The 15033-nt window shown below is 68.5% G+C and carries 16 protein-coding genes; 14 read left to right on the top strand and 2 right to left on the bottom strand.

What is annotated here, in order from left to right; genetic code table 11:
• The 5 genes from ADBZ5U_RS08495 to ADBZ5U_RS08475 form a co-directional block, all read left to right on the top strand.
• The coding region (locus ADBZ5U_RS08495; protein ID WP_526264364.1) for a PAS domain-containing protein at positions 1-396 on the top strand (396 nt) is incomplete at its 5' end.
• Between the two features lie 111 nt (positions 397-507).
• Positions 508-1380 (top strand): LLM class flavin-dependent oxidoreductase, encoded by an 873-nt coding sequence (locus ADBZ5U_RS08490; RefSeq protein ID WP_526264362.1) that lies wholly within the window; start codon positions 508-510, stop codon positions 1378-1380.
• A 65-nt stretch (positions 1381-1445) separates the two neighbouring features.
• Positions 1446-3320: a propionyl-CoA synthetase gene (locus ADBZ5U_RS08485; RefSeq protein ID WP_526264360.1), complete on the top strand. Its 1875-nt coding sequence runs from the start codon at positions 1446-1448 to the stop codon at positions 3318-3320.
• Positions 3317-3634, top strand: a complete 318-nt coding sequence (locus ADBZ5U_RS08480) for a hypothetical protein (protein WP_526264358.1) — start codon at positions 3317-3319, stop codon at positions 3632-3634. Before ADBZ5U_RS08485 ends, ADBZ5U_RS08480 begins: the two co-directional genes overlap by 4 nt.
• 102 nt (positions 3635-3736) lie before the next feature.
• Positions 3737-4993: an HNH endonuclease signature motif containing protein gene (locus tag ADBZ5U_RS08475; protein ID WP_526264356.1), complete on the top strand. Its 1257-nt coding sequence runs from the start codon at positions 3737-3739 to the stop codon at positions 4991-4993.
• A 306-nt stretch (positions 4994-5299) separates the two neighbouring features.
• On the opposite strand, the gene ADBZ5U_RS08470 is transcribed toward ADBZ5U_RS08475, so the two are convergent.
• Together ADBZ5U_RS08470 and ADBZ5U_RS08465 are read right to left on the bottom strand one after the other, a co-directional pair.
• Positions 5300-5425: a hypothetical protein gene (locus ADBZ5U_RS08470; protein WP_526264354.1), complete on the bottom strand. Its 126-nt coding sequence runs from the start codon at positions 5423-5425 to the stop codon at positions 5300-5302.
• A gap of 54 nt (positions 5426-5479) precedes the next feature.
• Positions 5480-7726, bottom strand: a complete 2247-nt coding sequence (locus tag ADBZ5U_RS08465) for an ATP-dependent DNA ligase (RefSeq protein ID WP_526264366.1) — start codon at positions 7724-7726, stop codon at positions 5480-5482.
• Positions 7727-7815: 89 nt separating this feature from the next.
• On the opposite strand from ADBZ5U_RS08465, the gene ADBZ5U_RS08460 reads away from it, so the two are divergent.
• The 9 genes from ADBZ5U_RS08460 to ADBZ5U_RS08420 all read left to right on the top strand — a co-directional run bounded on the left by ADBZ5U_RS08460 (position 7816) and on the right by ADBZ5U_RS08420 (position 14902).
• The gene (locus ADBZ5U_RS08460) at positions 7816-8199 is read left to right on the top strand and encodes a hypothetical protein (protein ID WP_526264352.1); all 384 of its coding nucleotides are present in this window, start codon (positions 7816-7818) and stop codon (positions 8197-8199) included.
• 30 nt (positions 8200-8229) lie between these two features.
• The gene (gene ku / locus ADBZ5U_RS08455) at positions 8230-9165 is read left to right on the top strand and encodes a non-homologous end joining protein Ku (protein WP_526264350.1); all 936 of its coding nucleotides are present in this window, start codon (positions 8230-8232) and stop codon (positions 9163-9165) included.
• A gap of 85 nt (positions 9166-9250) precedes the next feature.
• Positions 9251-10042: an SDR family oxidoreductase gene (locus tag ADBZ5U_RS08450; RefSeq protein ID WP_526264348.1), complete on the top strand. Its 792-nt coding sequence runs from the start codon at positions 9251-9253 to the stop codon at positions 10040-10042.
• 22 nt (positions 10043-10064) lie between these two features.
• Positions 10065-11165 (top strand): NAD(P)H-dependent amine dehydrogenase family protein, encoded by a 1101-nt coding sequence (locus ADBZ5U_RS08445; RefSeq protein ID WP_526264346.1) that lies wholly within the window; start codon positions 10065-10067, stop codon positions 11163-11165.
• A gap of 37 nt (positions 11166-11202) precedes the next feature.
• Positions 11203-11433, top strand: coding sequence for a hypothetical protein (locus tag ADBZ5U_RS08440; protein ID WP_526264344.1), 231 nt, complete (start codon positions 11203-11205; stop codon positions 11431-11433).
• Positions 11434-11457: 24 nt separating this feature from the next.
• Positions 11458-12657, top strand: coding sequence for an Nramp family divalent metal transporter (locus tag ADBZ5U_RS08435; protein ID WP_526264342.1), 1200 nt, complete (start codon positions 11458-11460; stop codon positions 12655-12657).
• Between the two features lie 59 nt (positions 12658-12716).
• Complete coding sequence (locus ADBZ5U_RS08430) at positions 12717-13544, top strand: DUF1365 family protein (RefSeq protein ID WP_526264340.1); 828 nt, start codon at positions 12717-12719, stop codon at positions 13542-13544.
• Between the two features lie 65 nt (positions 13545-13609).
• A complete protein-coding gene (locus tag ADBZ5U_RS08425) occupies positions 13610-14158 on the top strand; it encodes an RNA polymerase sigma factor (RefSeq protein WP_526264338.1) in 549 nt (182 codons plus the stop codon).
• 9 nt (positions 14159-14167) lie between these two features.
• Positions 14168-14902, top strand: coding sequence for an anti-sigma factor (locus ADBZ5U_RS08420; RefSeq protein WP_526264336.1), 735 nt, complete (start codon positions 14168-14170; stop codon positions 14900-14902).
• Positions 14903-15033: the final 131 nt, after the last annotated feature.

Here is a 15033-nt window from a genome sequence, read left to right as displayed (position 1 = left end):
TCGTCACTGATTGACGCACTGGGTTCGGAAAAGGGCGGCCTGGCGCTGCTTAAGTTGCTCGCTGACAACAGCTTCGACGCCATTCTCGTCACCGACGCCACGGCCAGGGGCCAGATCATCTACGCCAACAAGGCGTTCAGAAAGCTCACCGGACATGACCCCGCCGAAGTCATCGGCAAGGACCCCCGCATCCTCCAAGGCCCCGGCACCGACCGGAAGGTGATCGACCGCCTGGCGGCGGCAATCAAATCCGGCGGACGGTTCGAGGGCCGCGCGGTCAATTACCGGAAGGACGGAACGCCGTTCATCATGAACTGGCGGATGTTCCCCCTCAAAGACGCCGGCAAGATCATTGCGTGGGTGGCCATTCAGCGTGAGGCACTCTCGGCCGGCTAGGGCTGATCGGGCCCACCGGCGCGCCGGCTCGATGATGGGTCGACGACGGGGGGCCAAGCCGGGCATCGGAAACCTTGCGCCCGGAACTAGAACACGTTCTAGGATTGGCTGGTGCGATTCACCTATGCCGAAGCGATGACCGACCCGAGTTACTACATCCCCCTGGCCAAAGCGGCCGACGCCGCCGGATATCACGCGATGACCATCCCGGACAGCATCGCCTACCCCTTCGAATCGGATGCGAAGTACCCCTACACCCCGGATGGCAACCGGGAGTTCCTGGACGGGAAGGCCTTCATCGAGACGTTCATCCTCACCGCGGCTCTCGGGGCGGTGACGACCAACCTGCACTTCAACTTCTTCGTCCTCAAGCTGCCGATCCGCCCTCCGGCACTGGTTGCCAAGCAGGCCGGCTCACTGGCCGCGCTGATCGGCAACAGGGTGGGACTCGGTGTCGGAACCAGTCCGTGGCCGGAGGACTACGAGATCATGGGGGTCCCGTTCGCCAAGCGAGGCAGGCGGATGGACGAGTGCATCGACATCATCCGCGGCCTGACCTCCGGGAACTACTTCGAATACCACGGCGAGTTCTACGAGATCCCCAAGATCAAGATGACCCCGGCGCCCACCCAGCCGATCCCGATCCTGATCGGCGGGCACGCCGACGCCGCGCTGCGCCGGGCCGCCCGCAACGACGGCTGGATGCACGGCGGCGGAAACGAGGATCTCGACGAGTTGCTGGCCAGGCTGAAGCGCTACCGCGACGAGGAAGGCACCGCCGACAAGGACTTCCAGATCCACGTCATCTCCATAGACGGTTTCACCGTCGACGGGGTTAAGCGACTGGAGGACAAGGGCGTCACCGATGTGATCGTCGGTTTCCGCATTCCCTACATCGACGGAGCGGATACCGAGCCGCTTGATGCCAAGATCCGCAATCTCGAGTGGTTCGCCGAGAACGTCATCGCCAAGGCGAACCCCTAAGACCCGTCGCGGGCCGGACGCCGGCAGTCCCGGCGTGGAGGCGACGCTTCGCTACGGTGCTATCCGTGGGTGGTTACCGTGAGCTCTACCAGTCCAGCATCGACGATCCGGCGGGTTTCTGGGCCGGCGCCGCCGAGGCCGTCACCTGGACCAGGCAACCCGAGCGTGTCCTCGACGACACCGATCCCCCGTTCTACCGGTGGTTCCCCGACGCGGAGTTGAACACCTGCGCCAACGCCCTGGACCGGCACATCGGTCAGCGTGGCGATCAGCCCGCGCTGATCTACGACTCCCCGGTGACCGGCACCAAGCGCACCTACACCTATCGCGAATTGCTCGACCAGACGGCGCGTTTCGCCGGGGTGCTCCGCGGGCTGGGGGTCGGCAAGGGTGACCGGGTGGTGGTGTACATGCCGATGATCCCCGAGGCGGTGGTGGCGATGCTGGCCTGCGCCCGCATCGGCGCCGTGCACTCGGTGGTCTTCGGCGGGTTCGCCAGCCACGAGTTGGCAACCCGGATCGACGACGCCCAACCGGTCGTCATCGTCTCGGCGTCCTGCGGGATCGAACCCGCCCGGGTGGTCGAGTACAAGCCGATGCTCGACCATGCGCTGACCCGGTCCGACCACCAACCGCGGGCCTGCGTGATCGTGCAGCGCGACCAGCGCCGCTGCGATCTGGTCGACGGCCGCGACCACGACTGGGAACCCTTGATGGCCGGCGCGCAGCCCGTCGCCCCGGTGCCGGTGGCCGCGACCGACCCGCTCTACGTGCTCTACACCTCGGGGACCACCGGCAAGCCCAAGGGCATCGTCCGGGACAACGGCGGCCACGCCGTCGCGCTGACCTGGAGCATGCGCAACATCTACGGCGTCGGACCCGGCGAGGTGTTCTGGGCGGCTTCCGACATCGGCTGGGTGGTGGGCCACTCCTACATCGTCTACGGGCCACTGCTGGCCGGCGCGACGACGGTTCTCTACGAGGGCAAACCCATCGGCACCCCCGACCCGGGTGCGTTCTGGCGGGTGGCCGCGGAGTACGGGGTCAAGGTGCTGTTCTCCGCGCCGACGGCGCTGCGGGCGATCCGCAAGGAGGACCCGACCGGATCGCACATCGGGCGCCACGACCTGTCGTCGCTGCGCTACCTGTTCCAGGCTGGCGAGCGACTGGACCCCGACACCTACGCCTGGGCAACCGAGGTGCTCGGCATCCCGGTGATCGACCACTGGTGGCAGACCGAGACCGGGTGGGCGATCGCCGCCAATCCGGTTGGCGCCGAACAGCTTCCACTCAAAGCCGGATCTCCGACGGTGCCGATGCCCGGATACGACGTGCGAGTCCTGCACCCGGACGGGTCGGGGTGCGAACGCGGGCAGGAGGGCGCGATCTGCATCCGGCTACCCCTGCCGCCCGGCACGCTGCCCACCCTGTGGGGGGACGACGCCCGGTTCGAGGCGTCCTATCTGTGCGAGCACCCCGGCTACTACCTGACCGGCGACGGCGGCTACCTGGACGCAGACGGCTACCTGTTCGTGATGGGCCGCATCGACGACGTCATCAACGTCGCCGGCCACCGGTTGTCCACGGGTCAGATCGAAGCGGTGGTGGCAGCGCACCCGGCGGTGGCCGAGTGCGCGGTGATCGGCGTGGCCGACGAGATCAAAGGCCAGGTTCCCCGCGGATTCGTGGTGCTCAAGTCCGGCGCGTCCGGGAACGGCCTGGCCGTCGAACTGGTTGCGGCGGTGCGCCATTCGATCGGCGCGGTCGCCTGCTTCAACACCGTCGACATCGTGCCGGCTCTGCCCAAGACCCGGTCGGGCAAGATCCTGCGCAAAACCATGCGCGGCATCGCCGACGGGCACGACGAACCGGTTCCGTCGACCATCGAGGACGCCGGCGTGCTGGACGCCCTGCGGCCGATCCTGCGGCCTCTCCGGTGACCGCACGGGCGGAACCGGCGGCCGCGGCGGGTCCCTCTGGGGCGCGGGCGGCGCCGGTGGGCCCGGCAACCGGCGGCGCCGGCGGTAACGGCGGTGGCTCGACGATCGGCCTGGGCGGTAGCGCCGGAAACGGTGGCCACGCCTTCTCGTTCGGAGCCGACGCCACCGGTGGCGCCGCCGGTAACGGCAGCGTCGGCCAGTCCGGCGGCACCGGCGGTTCGGCGCTGAGCCTTCTCGGTGACACCAAGGGCGGCGCGGGTGGCAACGGCGGTCAGCCGGGCGGCAGCGGACAAGATGGAAGCGGCACCTGGTAACCCTGGATGCCAACTCGAAGGCGGCGGCCACGTAGCGGCCTTGCCGCCTGATGGGGCCGCCATGACAGCATCAATGTCATACCCCTCTGTGATGATGCGCTCATGTCCTCCACCGCAACATCTCCGGCCGACGCCGGGATGTCTCCCGCGCAGCGGCTGGAGGCGCTGTTCGACGAGCTTGCGGAGTTGACCGGTCAGCGCAACGCAATCGACGGGCGCATCGTCGAGATCATCGCCGAGGTCGATCACGACGATCTGTGGGGCAACACCGGGGCGCGGTCGATCCCGGCGTTGGTGGCCTGGAGGACCGGCTGCTCATCGGCCAACGCCCACACGATCGCGGCCATCGCCCACCGGCTCGAGGAGTTCCCGCGCTGCGCCCAGGGCATGCGGGAGGGCCGGCTGTCGCTGGACCAGGTCGGCGTCATCGCCGGGGGTGCCGGTGCGGGCTCGGATGCGCATTACGCCGAGTTGGCCGCGGTCGCGACGGTCAACCAGCTGCGCACCGCGGTCCGGCTCGAGCCACGACCGGACCCGAGCACTCGGCCTCAACCGCAGCGGGGGATCACCAAAACCTGCAACGAGACGTCCACGAGTTGGCGGATCACCCTTCCGCACGATGAGGCGGCGACGTTCGACGCGGCGTTGCAGTCACATCTCGATGCACTGATCGGGGAATGGAAGCAGAACCACGGCGACGGCGGTGAGGAAGCCCCATCCGGTCAGCGGTCGCCGATGCCCGACACCGTCGCGGCGTTCCTGCGTCTGGTGGAGGTCGGCTGGGACGCCGAGACGGCCTGCCGCCCGCACGGGCAACGCACCACCGTGGTGGTACACGTCGACGTCGAAAAACGCACCGGTGCATTGCATCTGGGACCGCTGCTCACCGACGCCGAGCGGCAATTCCTCACCTGTGACGCCACCTGCGAGGTCTGGTTCGAACGTGACGGCCGGGTCATCGGTGCCGGGCGAACAACCCGCACGGTCAACCGCCGGCTCCGCCGTGCTCTCGAGCACCGCCACCCCACCTGCGCGGTTCCGGGTTGCGGCGCCACCCGTGGCCTGCATGCCCACCACATCCGGCACTGGGAGGACGGCGGCCCCACCGAGCCGGCCAACCTGGTTCTGGTGTGCCCGTTCCATCACCGGCTGCACCATAGCGGTGGCATCACCATCACCGGTCCCGCCGATCGCCTCGTGGTCACCGACGCCTCGGGGTCAACCCTCGGGCATGGGTCATTGGCCAGGCCCCCGACCACACCCCCACCGGATGTTCCACCGTGTCCCGGGCCGACCGGGGAACGCGCCGACTGGTGGTGGTACACACCCTTTAACCCGACGCCACCAACCACGAACTGATCTCACGTGTGAAATGTGCGGTGTTCCTGGCGTGGCAGGCCACATCCGGAGGAGCCCAGATGCGGCCGAGTCAGCAGCGATGCGGCGATAAAAAAGGAGCCTTCAATGAAGTGGAGCCTTCAATGAAGTTCTGTAAACCGTCGACTCGGAACAACCGCACACGCAGTCCGTAGCTGACCAGGTCGGCCGCCTTCTCGATCAGTTCAGCTAGTGCGTCCGGGTTCTGCCGGAGATCGTCTTGTCGCCAGGCCAGGGCTGATGATGCCCTTCCAGATTGCCCACAGGATGGTGGCGGTCTGCTGCGGATCAATCTGCGATCGCAGGCATGTTCGTGCTGGCCTTGGTGAATATCTCCTTGCGCGAGGGCATCCTGATCACGGTAGCGGCGGCGCTGTGCGGCATGGCTTTCGGAAGGATGGTGTCGGGAATCATCGACCGACCGAAAGCCCTATACCCCAACTGGTTCTACTTTGCGCAAGGTCGCAGCTATTGCGACAATTCCCATTCGACGTCGGACGGTGCCTTGTCCGGGCGCAGTCCGCGCCAGCTCGGATGCCGCAGGTGTCCGTCCGGGGTCATCTCCCCGTAGCGGACCTCCCCCACCAGTGCCGGACGCACATAGGTGACGTCCTTGGCCTCCTTGCGGGGCAGGGCAGGGTGGAACGGTGAGGACTCGGTGTGCAACGGCGCCAGGGTCGCTTTGAGTGCGGCCAGATCCTTCTCGGTGAACCCGGTCCCGACCCGGCCGATGAACCGCAGGCCGCCGTCCTCGGGAATGCCGAGCAGTAGTGCGCCGATCCCACTGGAGCGCCCGCCCTCGCCCTTGCGCCACCCGCCGATCACCGCCTCCTGGGTGTTCCAGTTCTTGTCCTTGATCCAGGCCGCCGACCGCCGGCCGGGCTGGTAGGTGGAATCCCACTTCTTGGCGACCACACCCTCCCACTTTCGCTTGCGGGAGTAGGCCAGCGCCTCGGGGCCGTCGCCGTCGAGAAGTGGCGGGGCGATCAGACCCGTTGCCTCAGCGAAGGTTTCCAGCACCTTGCGGCGGTCCCGATACTTTGCCCGCATCAGCGATCGCCCATCCAGGCTGAGGATGTCGAAGGCCCAGAACTCGACCCGCGCGGCGCGTGCCCGGTTCTGCATCTCGGTGAAGTTCGGCACGCCGTGGGTGTCGAGTGCGACGGCCTCACCATCGAGAATGACGTGGTGATCGGCCAAAGTTGTTGCCAGCTTCTGCAATTGGGGGTATTCGCGGGTGACGTCGCGGCCGTTGCGGGTCTGCAGCACCAGGCGTCCGTGGTCGACCTCGACCAGCAGCCGATACCCGTCGAACTTGCCCTCGAAGGCCCACTGCGCCGAGGTGAGCCTGTCCACCGATCCGAGAGTGGCGAGCATGGGCGCCAGATCGCGGACGTGGTCGGTGGGCTGCTCCTTCATCCGGTGTGCGAGCCACTGGTCGCCCTTGGTCTGGATCAGCGCGTAACGGCCCGAGATCCGTTGGCCCCGAAGGTCGACGACCACCTCGCCCCCCTGGGCGCCGGTCACGTCGAACTTCTCGGCGGTGTAGGTGCCGGAGTCCCAGATCGTGACCCGGCCGCCGCCGTACTCGCCCTTGGGGATGGTGCCCTCGAAGGTGGCGTACTCCAGGGGATGGTCCTCGGTGTGCACCGCGAGGTGGTTGGCCGCCGGGGTGTCGGGCAGGTTCTTGGGCACCGCCCAGGACACCAGAACCCCATCGCGTTCGAGGCGGAAGTCGTAGTGCAGCCTGCGGGCGCGGTGCTCCTGGATGACGAACCGGTCCCCCTTCGGCGCGGACCGGGCGGGAGTCGCCTTCGGGACCGGCTCGGGCGTCTTGGCCGCATCGCGCATACTGCGGTACTTGGTCAGCCCGTCGGCGGGCCGATCGTCCAGCCCCGCCAGCAGGTCGCCGTGCTGCGCCACCCGGGCCAGCACCTGCTCGTACTGCAGCTGTTCGAGTCCGGGATCGCCGATCTCGTCCCAGGTGCGGGGCGCGGCGACCGTCGGCGTCTGCCGGCCGCGCAGTGAATACGGCGCGATCGTCGTCTTCGCGGCGTTGTTCTGGCTCCAGTCCAGAAACACCTTTCCGGCCCGCCGGCTCCTGGTCATGGTGGCGGTCACCAGTGCGGGCATGCTCTGCTCGAGTTGCTGCGCGACCTTGCGGGCCAGCACCGCCGCTCCGGCGCTGCTGATCGGCTCGGCCAGCGGTGCGTACAGGTGAAGGCCCTTGCTCCCGCTGGTGAGCGGGAAGACCCGCAACCCGATGTCGTCCATCAGCTCGCGGACGGCGTGCGCCACTTCGCCCAGCTGCGTCATGGTGACGTCCTCGCCGGGATCCAGGTCGAAAACCAGCCGATTGGCCGGTCCCGGCCGCCCGTCGGGACCGAATCGCCATTGCGGCACATGGACTTCCAGCGCCGCCTGCTGCGCTATCCAAGCCAGCCCGGTCGCGCTGTCGATGATCGGGTAGGCGGTGTCGCCGGAGCGGTGCGCGAGCGTGCCGCGGTGCAGCCAGGACGGCGCGGACTTGGCCAGTTCCTTCTCGAAGAACGCCGTCCCGTCCACCCCGTTGGGCCACCGCTTTCGGGTGGCCGGGCGGCCGGCGATGTGCGGCAGCATCACCTCGGCGATACCGGTGTAGTAGGCGAAGACGTCCGCCTTGGTGGTTCCGTCGGCCGGGTAGAGCACCTTGTCGGGGTTGGTCAGCTTGACCATGGCTCCGCTGGTCGCCCCCGGTGGCCACACCTGATTCACCACGCCTCGTTCACGGTCCCAGGGTATTACCCGGCTGATACCGTGGCGGCGTGATCCGGTCGCTGGCGGCTCTCGCGGCAGCCTCGGTGGCCGCGGCGCCCGCCGCCGCGGCCGACCCGCAGATCCTGGTTCCCGCCTGCACCAGCGGCCAGGTGGCGCAGGCCGGTGAGTGCAGCCCCGAACCGGTGGAAGCCCTCAACGAGCAGTTGGTCCCACTGCCCGGCGCCTTCCCGGGGGCCAGGCCGAACCTGCCGCCCGGTCTGCGCGGATCCAACGTGCTCCTGCCCGGCAACTTCCCGGGCGCCGGCCCCAACCTGCCGCCCGGTCTGACCCCGGCGAACTTCCCGGTGGTCTTCCCAGTGGGACTGACCCCGCGCAACTTTCCCGCGGTCCTTCCACTCGGCCTGACCCCGCAGAACGTGCCGGTCGGCTGATTACCGGCGATTGCTGGGCATACTGGTCGCATGCGTTCCATCTGGAAGGGTTCTGTCGCCTTCGGTCTCGTCAACGTCCCGGTGAAGGTTTACAGCGCCACCGAGGACCACGACCTGAAATTCCATCAGGTGCACGGCAAGGACAACGGCCGCATCCAGTACCGCCGGGTGTGCGCCGAGTGCGGCGACGTGGTGGAGTACCGCGACATCGCCAAGGCCTACGAGTCCGAGACCGGTCAGACCGTGGTGATCACCGAGGAGGACATCGCCACCCTGCCCGAGGAACGCAGCCACGAGATCAACGTGCTGGAGTTCGTCCCGGCGAGCGACATCGACCCGCTCATGTACGACAAGAGCTACTACCTGGAGCCCGACGGCAAGTCGTCGAAATCCTATGTGCTGCTTGCCAAAGCGCTCAGCGAGACCGACCGGGTGGCGATCGTGCACTTCGCGCTGCGCAACAAGACCCGACTGGCGGCGCTGCGGGTCAAGGACTTCTCCAAGCGCAACGTGATGGTCATCCACACCCTGCTGTGGCCCGACGAGATCCGCGACCCCGATTTCCCGTCACTGGACGGCGACGTCGAAGTCCGCGCACCGGAGTTGAAGATGGCCGGCCAGGTGGTCGAGTCGATGACCGACGATTTCCATCCCGAGCAGTACACCGACACCTACCAGGAGCAGTTGCAGGAACTCGTCGAGGCCAAGCTGTCCGGCGGGGAGGCCTTCGCCACCGCGGAAGCCCCCGCGAAACTGGACGAGACAGACGACGTCTCCGACCTGCTGGCCAAGCTCGAGGCCAGCGTGCGCCGCCGCCGCGAGGAACGGGAAGGCCGGGCCGAGCCCGAGCCGGCACCGGCGAAGAAGGCACCTGCCAAGGCCGCCGCGAAGAAGGCCCCCGCCAAGGCAGTGGCGAAGAAGGCACCTGCCAAGGCCGCCGCGCGGAAGACCCCCGCCAAGAAGTAGAACGTGTTACAGAAATGTTCGACATTCGGGTCCGGTCCCGGCGGACACCTGGTTACGGTGGTCGTTGACGAGGGAAGAGAGCCGCATGATCCTGGACAAGTTCCGTCTGGACGGACAAGTTGCCGTAGTCACCGGGGCCGGGCGCGGCCTGGGCGCCGCGATCGCGGTCGCCTTCGCCGAAGTCGGCGCCGACGTGGTCATCGCCTCCAGGACACGATCAGACCTTGACGCCGTCGCCGCACAGGTCGAGGCGGCGGGACGACGTGCCCATGTCGTCGTCGCCGACCTGGCCCAACCGGAGCGGACCGCCGAACTGGCCGGCGCGGCCGTGGACGCATTCGGCAGGCTCGACGTGGTCGTCAACAATGTCGGCGGCAGCATGCCCAACGCGCTGATGACCACCGGCGTGAAGGAGATGCGCGACGCCTTCACCTTCAATGTGCTGACCGCGCACGCGCTCACCGTAGCCGCGGTCCCGCTGATGCTGGAGCACTCCGGCGGCGGCAACATCATCAACATCAGTTCCACCATGGGCCGGCTGGCCGGCCGCGGCTTCGCCGCCTACAGCACCGCCAAAGCCGCACTGGCGCACTACACCCGCCTCAGCGCGCTGGATCTGTGCCCGCGGATCCGGGTCAACGCGATCGCGCCGGGTTCGATCATGACCTCGGCCCTGGAAATCGTGGCGTCCAACGACGCTCTGCGCCGGCCCATGGAGAAGGCCACCCCGCTGCGCCGCCTCGGCGAGCCGGACGACATCGCCGCAGCGGCGGTCTATCTCGCATCGGCGGCCGGCAGTTTCCTGACCGGAAAGATGCTCGAGGTCGACGGCGGGCTGATCGTGCCCAACCTGGACCTGCCCATCCCGGACCTGTGAACAGACGACAAGGAGTGCTGACATGAGGCCGAATACATTGAGCAAGAGGCCCATCCGCGTGGCACAGATCGGCACCGGCAACGTCGGCGGCCACGCCCTGCGGTCGCTCATCACCAACCCCGACTACGAACTCACCGCGGTGTGGGTGTCCTCGGAGGACAAGGCCGGCAGGGACGCCGCCGAACTGGTCGGACTGGACACCGCGACAGGGGTCATGGCCACCACCGACCTCGATGCCGTGCTGGCCACCAAGCCGGACTGCGCGGTCTACAACGCCATGGCCGACAACCGGCTGATGGAAGCCCTCGAGGACTACCGGCGCATCCTCGCCGCGGGAGTCAACGTGGTGGGCAGCGGCCCGGTCTTCCTTCAGTGGCCATGGCAGGTGATCCCCGAGGAAATGATCAAACCGCTCGAAGAGGCTGCCCGGCAAGGCAACTCGAGCCTCTTCGTCAACGGCATCGACCCGGGCTTCGCCAACGACCTCGTTCCGCTGGCGTTGATGGGGACCTGCCAGAGCATCGAGCAGGTGCGCTGCATGGAGATCGTCAACTACGCGACCTACGACAGCGCGACGGTGATGTTCGACGTGATGGGCTTCGGAAAGCCGATGGACGAGATCCCGATGCTGCTGCAACCCGGGGTGCTCGGCATCGGGTGGGGATCGGTGGTGCGCCAACTGGCGGCGGGTCTGGGTCTGGAACTCGACGGCCTGGAGGAGATGTACGTCCGCGAACCCGCACCGGAGGCATTCGACATCGCGTCCGGGCACATCGCCGAAGGAACCGCCGCCGCTCTGCGATTCGAGGTGATCGGCCTGGTGAACGGCGCGCCGGCGGTGGTGCTCGAACACATCACCCGGTTGCGCGACGACCTGTGCCCGCAATGGCCGCAGCCCGCACAACCCGGCGGCAACTACCGCATCGAGATCACCGGCGAACCGTGCTACGCGCTCGACCTGTGCCTGTCCAGCCCCAACGGCGATCACAACCATGCCGGGGTGCTGGCCACCGCCATGCGGATCGTCAACGCGATCCCGGCCGTGGTGTCGGCCCAACCGGGTATCTGCACCACCCTTGATCTTCCGCTGGTGACCGGCAAGGGCTTGTACGCTGGTCCGTAGGGGGATTCGGTCACCAGAACCGCTACGGAGGGACGCCATGGCACGCACGCTGCTGATCGTCCTCGCGACCGCCGTACTGTCTGCCGTGCCCGCCGCCGCGGCGCCGGTCTGCACCAACACCGCCCCCAACACCAGGGTCTGCGTGAACCCCGGTCACACGGCGATCACCACCACGCCCAACCCGGCCTTCACCGACCGGGGCTGGGGATTCGGCTGGGGCACACCGGTGTTCGGGCTGGGCAGCGGCGGTTTCTGGATAGGCTTGTAGACCCTGACCGAGACTCGGCTTCCGGTGAAACCGGGCTTGACGCTGCTCGGGCCGGCGTTCGTCGCCGCGATCGCCTACGTCGACCCGGGAAACATCGCGTCCAATGTCAGCGCGGGATCGAGTTTCGGCTTTCTGCTGGTGTGGGTGATCGTCGTCGCCAACGTGATGGCCGGCCTGGTGCAGTACCTCAGCGCCAAACTCGGCCTGGTCACCGGGAGCACGCTGCCCGAGGCGGTGCGCGACCGCACCGGCACACCGCGCCGGATCGCCTACTGGATTCAGGCCGAACTGGTCGCCATCGCCACCGACGTGGCCGAGATCATCGGCGGCGCGCTGGCCCTGCACCTGCTCTTCGGACTTCCACTGGTGCTCGGCGGTGCGATCACCGGGGCGGTCTCGCTGGTGCTGCTGGGCATCGGGGACCGGGGCGGGCAACGGGTTTTCGAACGAATCATCACCGGGATGCTGATGATCATCGCGATCGGCTTCCTGTCCTGTCTGGTGATCAACACTCCACCGCCGGCTGAGGTGGCCGGCGGTCTGATCCCGCGGTTCGACGGCGCCGACAGCGTGCTGCTGGCCACCGCCATGCTGGGCGCCACAGTCATGCCGCACGCGGTCTACCTCCATTCCGGCCTGGCCCGAGACCGGCACGGCCACCCGGCCGCCGGCCGTGACCGTGCGGTGCTGCTCCACGCCACCCGCTGGGACGTCGCGATGGCGATGCTGGTGGCCGGCGCGGTGAACCTGGCCCTGCTGCTGATCGCCGCGACAAACCTCCGGGGCGTGCCGGGCACCGACACCATCGAAGGTGCGCACGCCGCCGTCGGTGACACACTCGGCTCGGGGGCCGCATGGCTGTTCGCGGTCGGCCTGCTGGCCTCCGGGCTGGCCTCGACATCGGTCGGCGCCTACGCCGGCGCGATGATCATGCAGGGCCTGCTGCGCAAGACTTTTCCGGTCCTGCTCCGGCGATTGGTCACCCTGATCCCCGCGTTGCTGGTGCTGGCCAGCGGGATCGACCCCACCCGGGCGCTGGTGCTCTCCCAGGTGGTGTTGTCCTTCGGCATTCCGTTCGCGCTGGTGCCGCTGGTACGGCTGACCGGCGACCGCAACCTGATGGGCGCCGACACCAACCACCCGCTGACCTCGGCGTTGGCCTGGGTGGTCGCCGCACTCATCACCGCCCTCAACGCGGCGCTGATCTATCTGACCGTCACCTGAGCCGTCAGAGACTTGCGTCACACTCCCATCCAAGGCGGCGTCGGCTCCGAATCCAAGGTGTGAAGGCCACCGATCTCGCGACTTCCGGGCGCAGGACTGAGTTCACGCCGGGGCTCTACCCGATCCGGGTCACCCATCTGCACCGATCACCCGTGCAGCACTACGCCGAGCATCGCAGCTACAACTGGTACGTCGACGTCGACGACCTGCCCCGGCTCCCCCGGTGGGTGCGGCCGTTCGCCCGGTTCGAGGCGGCCGACCACTTCGACGGCGCGCCGGGGGACACCCTGCGCCAACGGGTGGACGCGTTCCTGGCGCGGCACGGCGTGTTCATCCCCGGCGGTCGGGTCACCGCTCTGCTGATGCCCCGCGTCCTCGGCCGGGCGTTCAGTCCGCTGAACCTGTTCTGGTGCCAGGATTCGGCCGGGGTGACCCGTTGCGTCATCGCCGAGGTGCACGACGCCGGCGGGCGGCGGCGCGCCTTTCTGCTCCCCCCGGCCGAGGACGGACCGACCGCCGTCCCCCACAGCCAGACCGATGCGCCCTTCGCCGGCGACGACGGCTACTTCCTGGTGCGGGTCCCGCGCCCCGCGGAGAAACTCGACATCGCCGTTTCGATGCACCGCGACAACCACGCCGCCCTGGTGGCCACCTGGCGCGGATCGCGTCGCCGGGCCGGCGTGGCCCGGGTGCTGCTGCTCCAGATGACCAACCCGCTCGCCCCGCAGATGGCGTGGGTCAGCGTGCGGTTCCAAGCCCTGCTGCTGCGCTGGCGGGGGCTGCCGCCGGCGCCCCGCGACGAGTGGAACCTGCGGGCCGCGCGCCGGGCTGTGCATGCCCCGGCGCCCGGATGGGGGGCACGGAATCGTTCCTGGGCCACATCGTGAACCGTTTGCTGGACCGTCCGGTTACGCTTCGAGGCGATGGCACCGAAATTCCGGGGCACCCGCCGGTGAGCACGCCCGCGCTCGACGCGCTGCTGCGCAGGGTGGCCCAACAGGACACGGCGGCCTTCGCCGAGTTGTACGACGCCACCCGCTCGCGGGTCTATGGGATGGTGTGTCGCGTTCTCCGGGACCGCGGCTACAGCGAGGAGACCACCCAGGACGTCTACCTGCAGGTGTGGCGGACGGCCCAGAGCTATGACCCGGCAGCCGGAAGCGCACTCGCCTGGCTTCTCACCCTGGCGCACCGCCGGGCCGTGGACCGGGTGCGGGCCGAGCAGGCGGCTTCCCAGCGGAATTCCCGGTATGGCGCGACGACGATCGAGCGGGACACCGACGACGTCACCGACGCGGTGATCTCCGGCGATGAACGACGGCGGGTCGCGGCCTGCCTGGACGGGCTGACCGATGTGCAGCGCGAGTGCGTCGAACTCGCCTACTACCAGGGGATGACCTACGTGCAGGTCTCCGACCGGCTGTCGGCGAATCTGGCCACCGTGAAGTCCCGGATGCGCGACGCGATGCGCGGCCTGCGCAACTGTCTGGGCGTGGGGTGAGGTGCGGCGATGACTCGAGCACCCGGCGACTTCGGCGAACTCCTGGACCTGGCGGTCCCCTATGCCTTGCACGCGGTGTCCGACGCCGAGCGGGACGAGATCGAAGGCCGGCTGGCAACCGCCGGGCTCCCGGCCGCCGACGCCTTCTACGACGAGGTTCGGGCGGTCCGCGAAACCATGGCCGTGGTGTCGGCCGCCCACGCCGAGGACCCGCCGGCGGAGTTGCGCACGCGGCTGATGTCGGCGATCGCCGCCGACAACGTCCGCGCCCTGACGGCGACCACCCGAGGCCCCGGGCGCTGGCGCACGACGGTGCTCCCGGCCGCCGCGGCGTTGACGATCGGTTTGACCGCCGTCGGCATCGGCCTGGCGGTGCGGCCCTCCCCGCCCCCGCCGCAATCCACCGCACAGCAGGTGTTCACCGCCCCCGACGTCCACACCGCCTCCGGCGCGATCCCGGTCGGCGGCACCGCGACCGTGGTGTTCTCGCGGGACCGGAACGCGGCGGTGCTGGTGATGAACGACGTACCCCCGCCGGCGCCGGGAACCGTCTACCAGATGTGGCTGGTGAGTCCCTCCGGCGCGTCGTCGGCGGGCACCATGGACGAGAAGGCGGTCGCGCCGTCGACTACGGCGGTGCTGGACGACATCGGAGGTTCGACCGAGTTGGCGTTCACCGTCGAACCGGGCACCGGATCGACGCAGCCGACCGGAAAGTTCATCGCCGAACTCCCGCTCATCTGAACGTCCGGGGCAACGACCCGCGGCCGAGCGACTGCCCGCCGGGGACCGCGTGTCCGGCGCGGTAAGCTGCCAGCCAGTCCGCCCTCGTAGCTCAGGGGATAGAGCACGGCTCTCCTAAAGCCGGTGTCGCA

The organism is Mycobacterium sp. (assembly GCF_040398885.1).
Lineage (GTDB): Bacteria > Actinomycetota > Actinomycetes > Mycobacteriales > Mycobacteriaceae > Mycobacterium.
This window is presented reverse-complemented; position numbering and strand designations above follow the sequence as displayed.

What these genes read in the sequence shown, in the direction of transcription:
- ADBZ5U_RS08475 (WP_526264356.1), top strand. Translation starts at nt 3,737, where the DNA reads ATGTCCTCCACCGCAACATCTCCGGCCGACGCCGGGATGTCTCCCGCG.
- ADBZ5U_RS08470 (WP_526264354.1), bottom strand. Translation starts at nt 5,425, where the DNA reads ATGATTCCCGACACCATCCTTCCGAAAGCCATGCCGCACAGCGCCGCC.
- ADBZ5U_RS08465 (WP_526264366.1), bottom strand. Translation starts at nt 7,726, where the DNA reads ATGGTCAAGCTGACCAACCCCGACAAGGTGCTCTACCCGGCCGACGGA.
- ku (WP_526264350.1), top strand. Translation starts at nt 8,230, where the DNA reads ATGCGTTCCATCTGGAAGGGTTCTGTCGCCTTCGGTCTCGTCAACGTC.
- ADBZ5U_RS08450 (WP_526264348.1), top strand. Translation starts at nt 9,251, where the DNA reads ATGATCCTGGACAAGTTCCGTCTGGACGGACAAGTTGCCGTAGTCACC.
- ADBZ5U_RS08445 (WP_526264346.1), top strand. Translation starts at nt 10,065, where the DNA reads ATGAGGCCGAATACATTGAGCAAGAGGCCCATCCGCGTGGCACAGATC.
- ADBZ5U_RS08440 (WP_526264344.1), top strand. Translation starts at nt 11,203, where the DNA reads ATGGCACGCACGCTGCTGATCGTCCTCGCGACCGCCGTACTGTCTGCC.
- ADBZ5U_RS08420 (WP_526264336.1), top strand. Translation starts at nt 14,168, where the DNA reads ATGACTCGAGCACCCGGCGACTTCGGCGAACTCCTGGACCTGGCGGTC.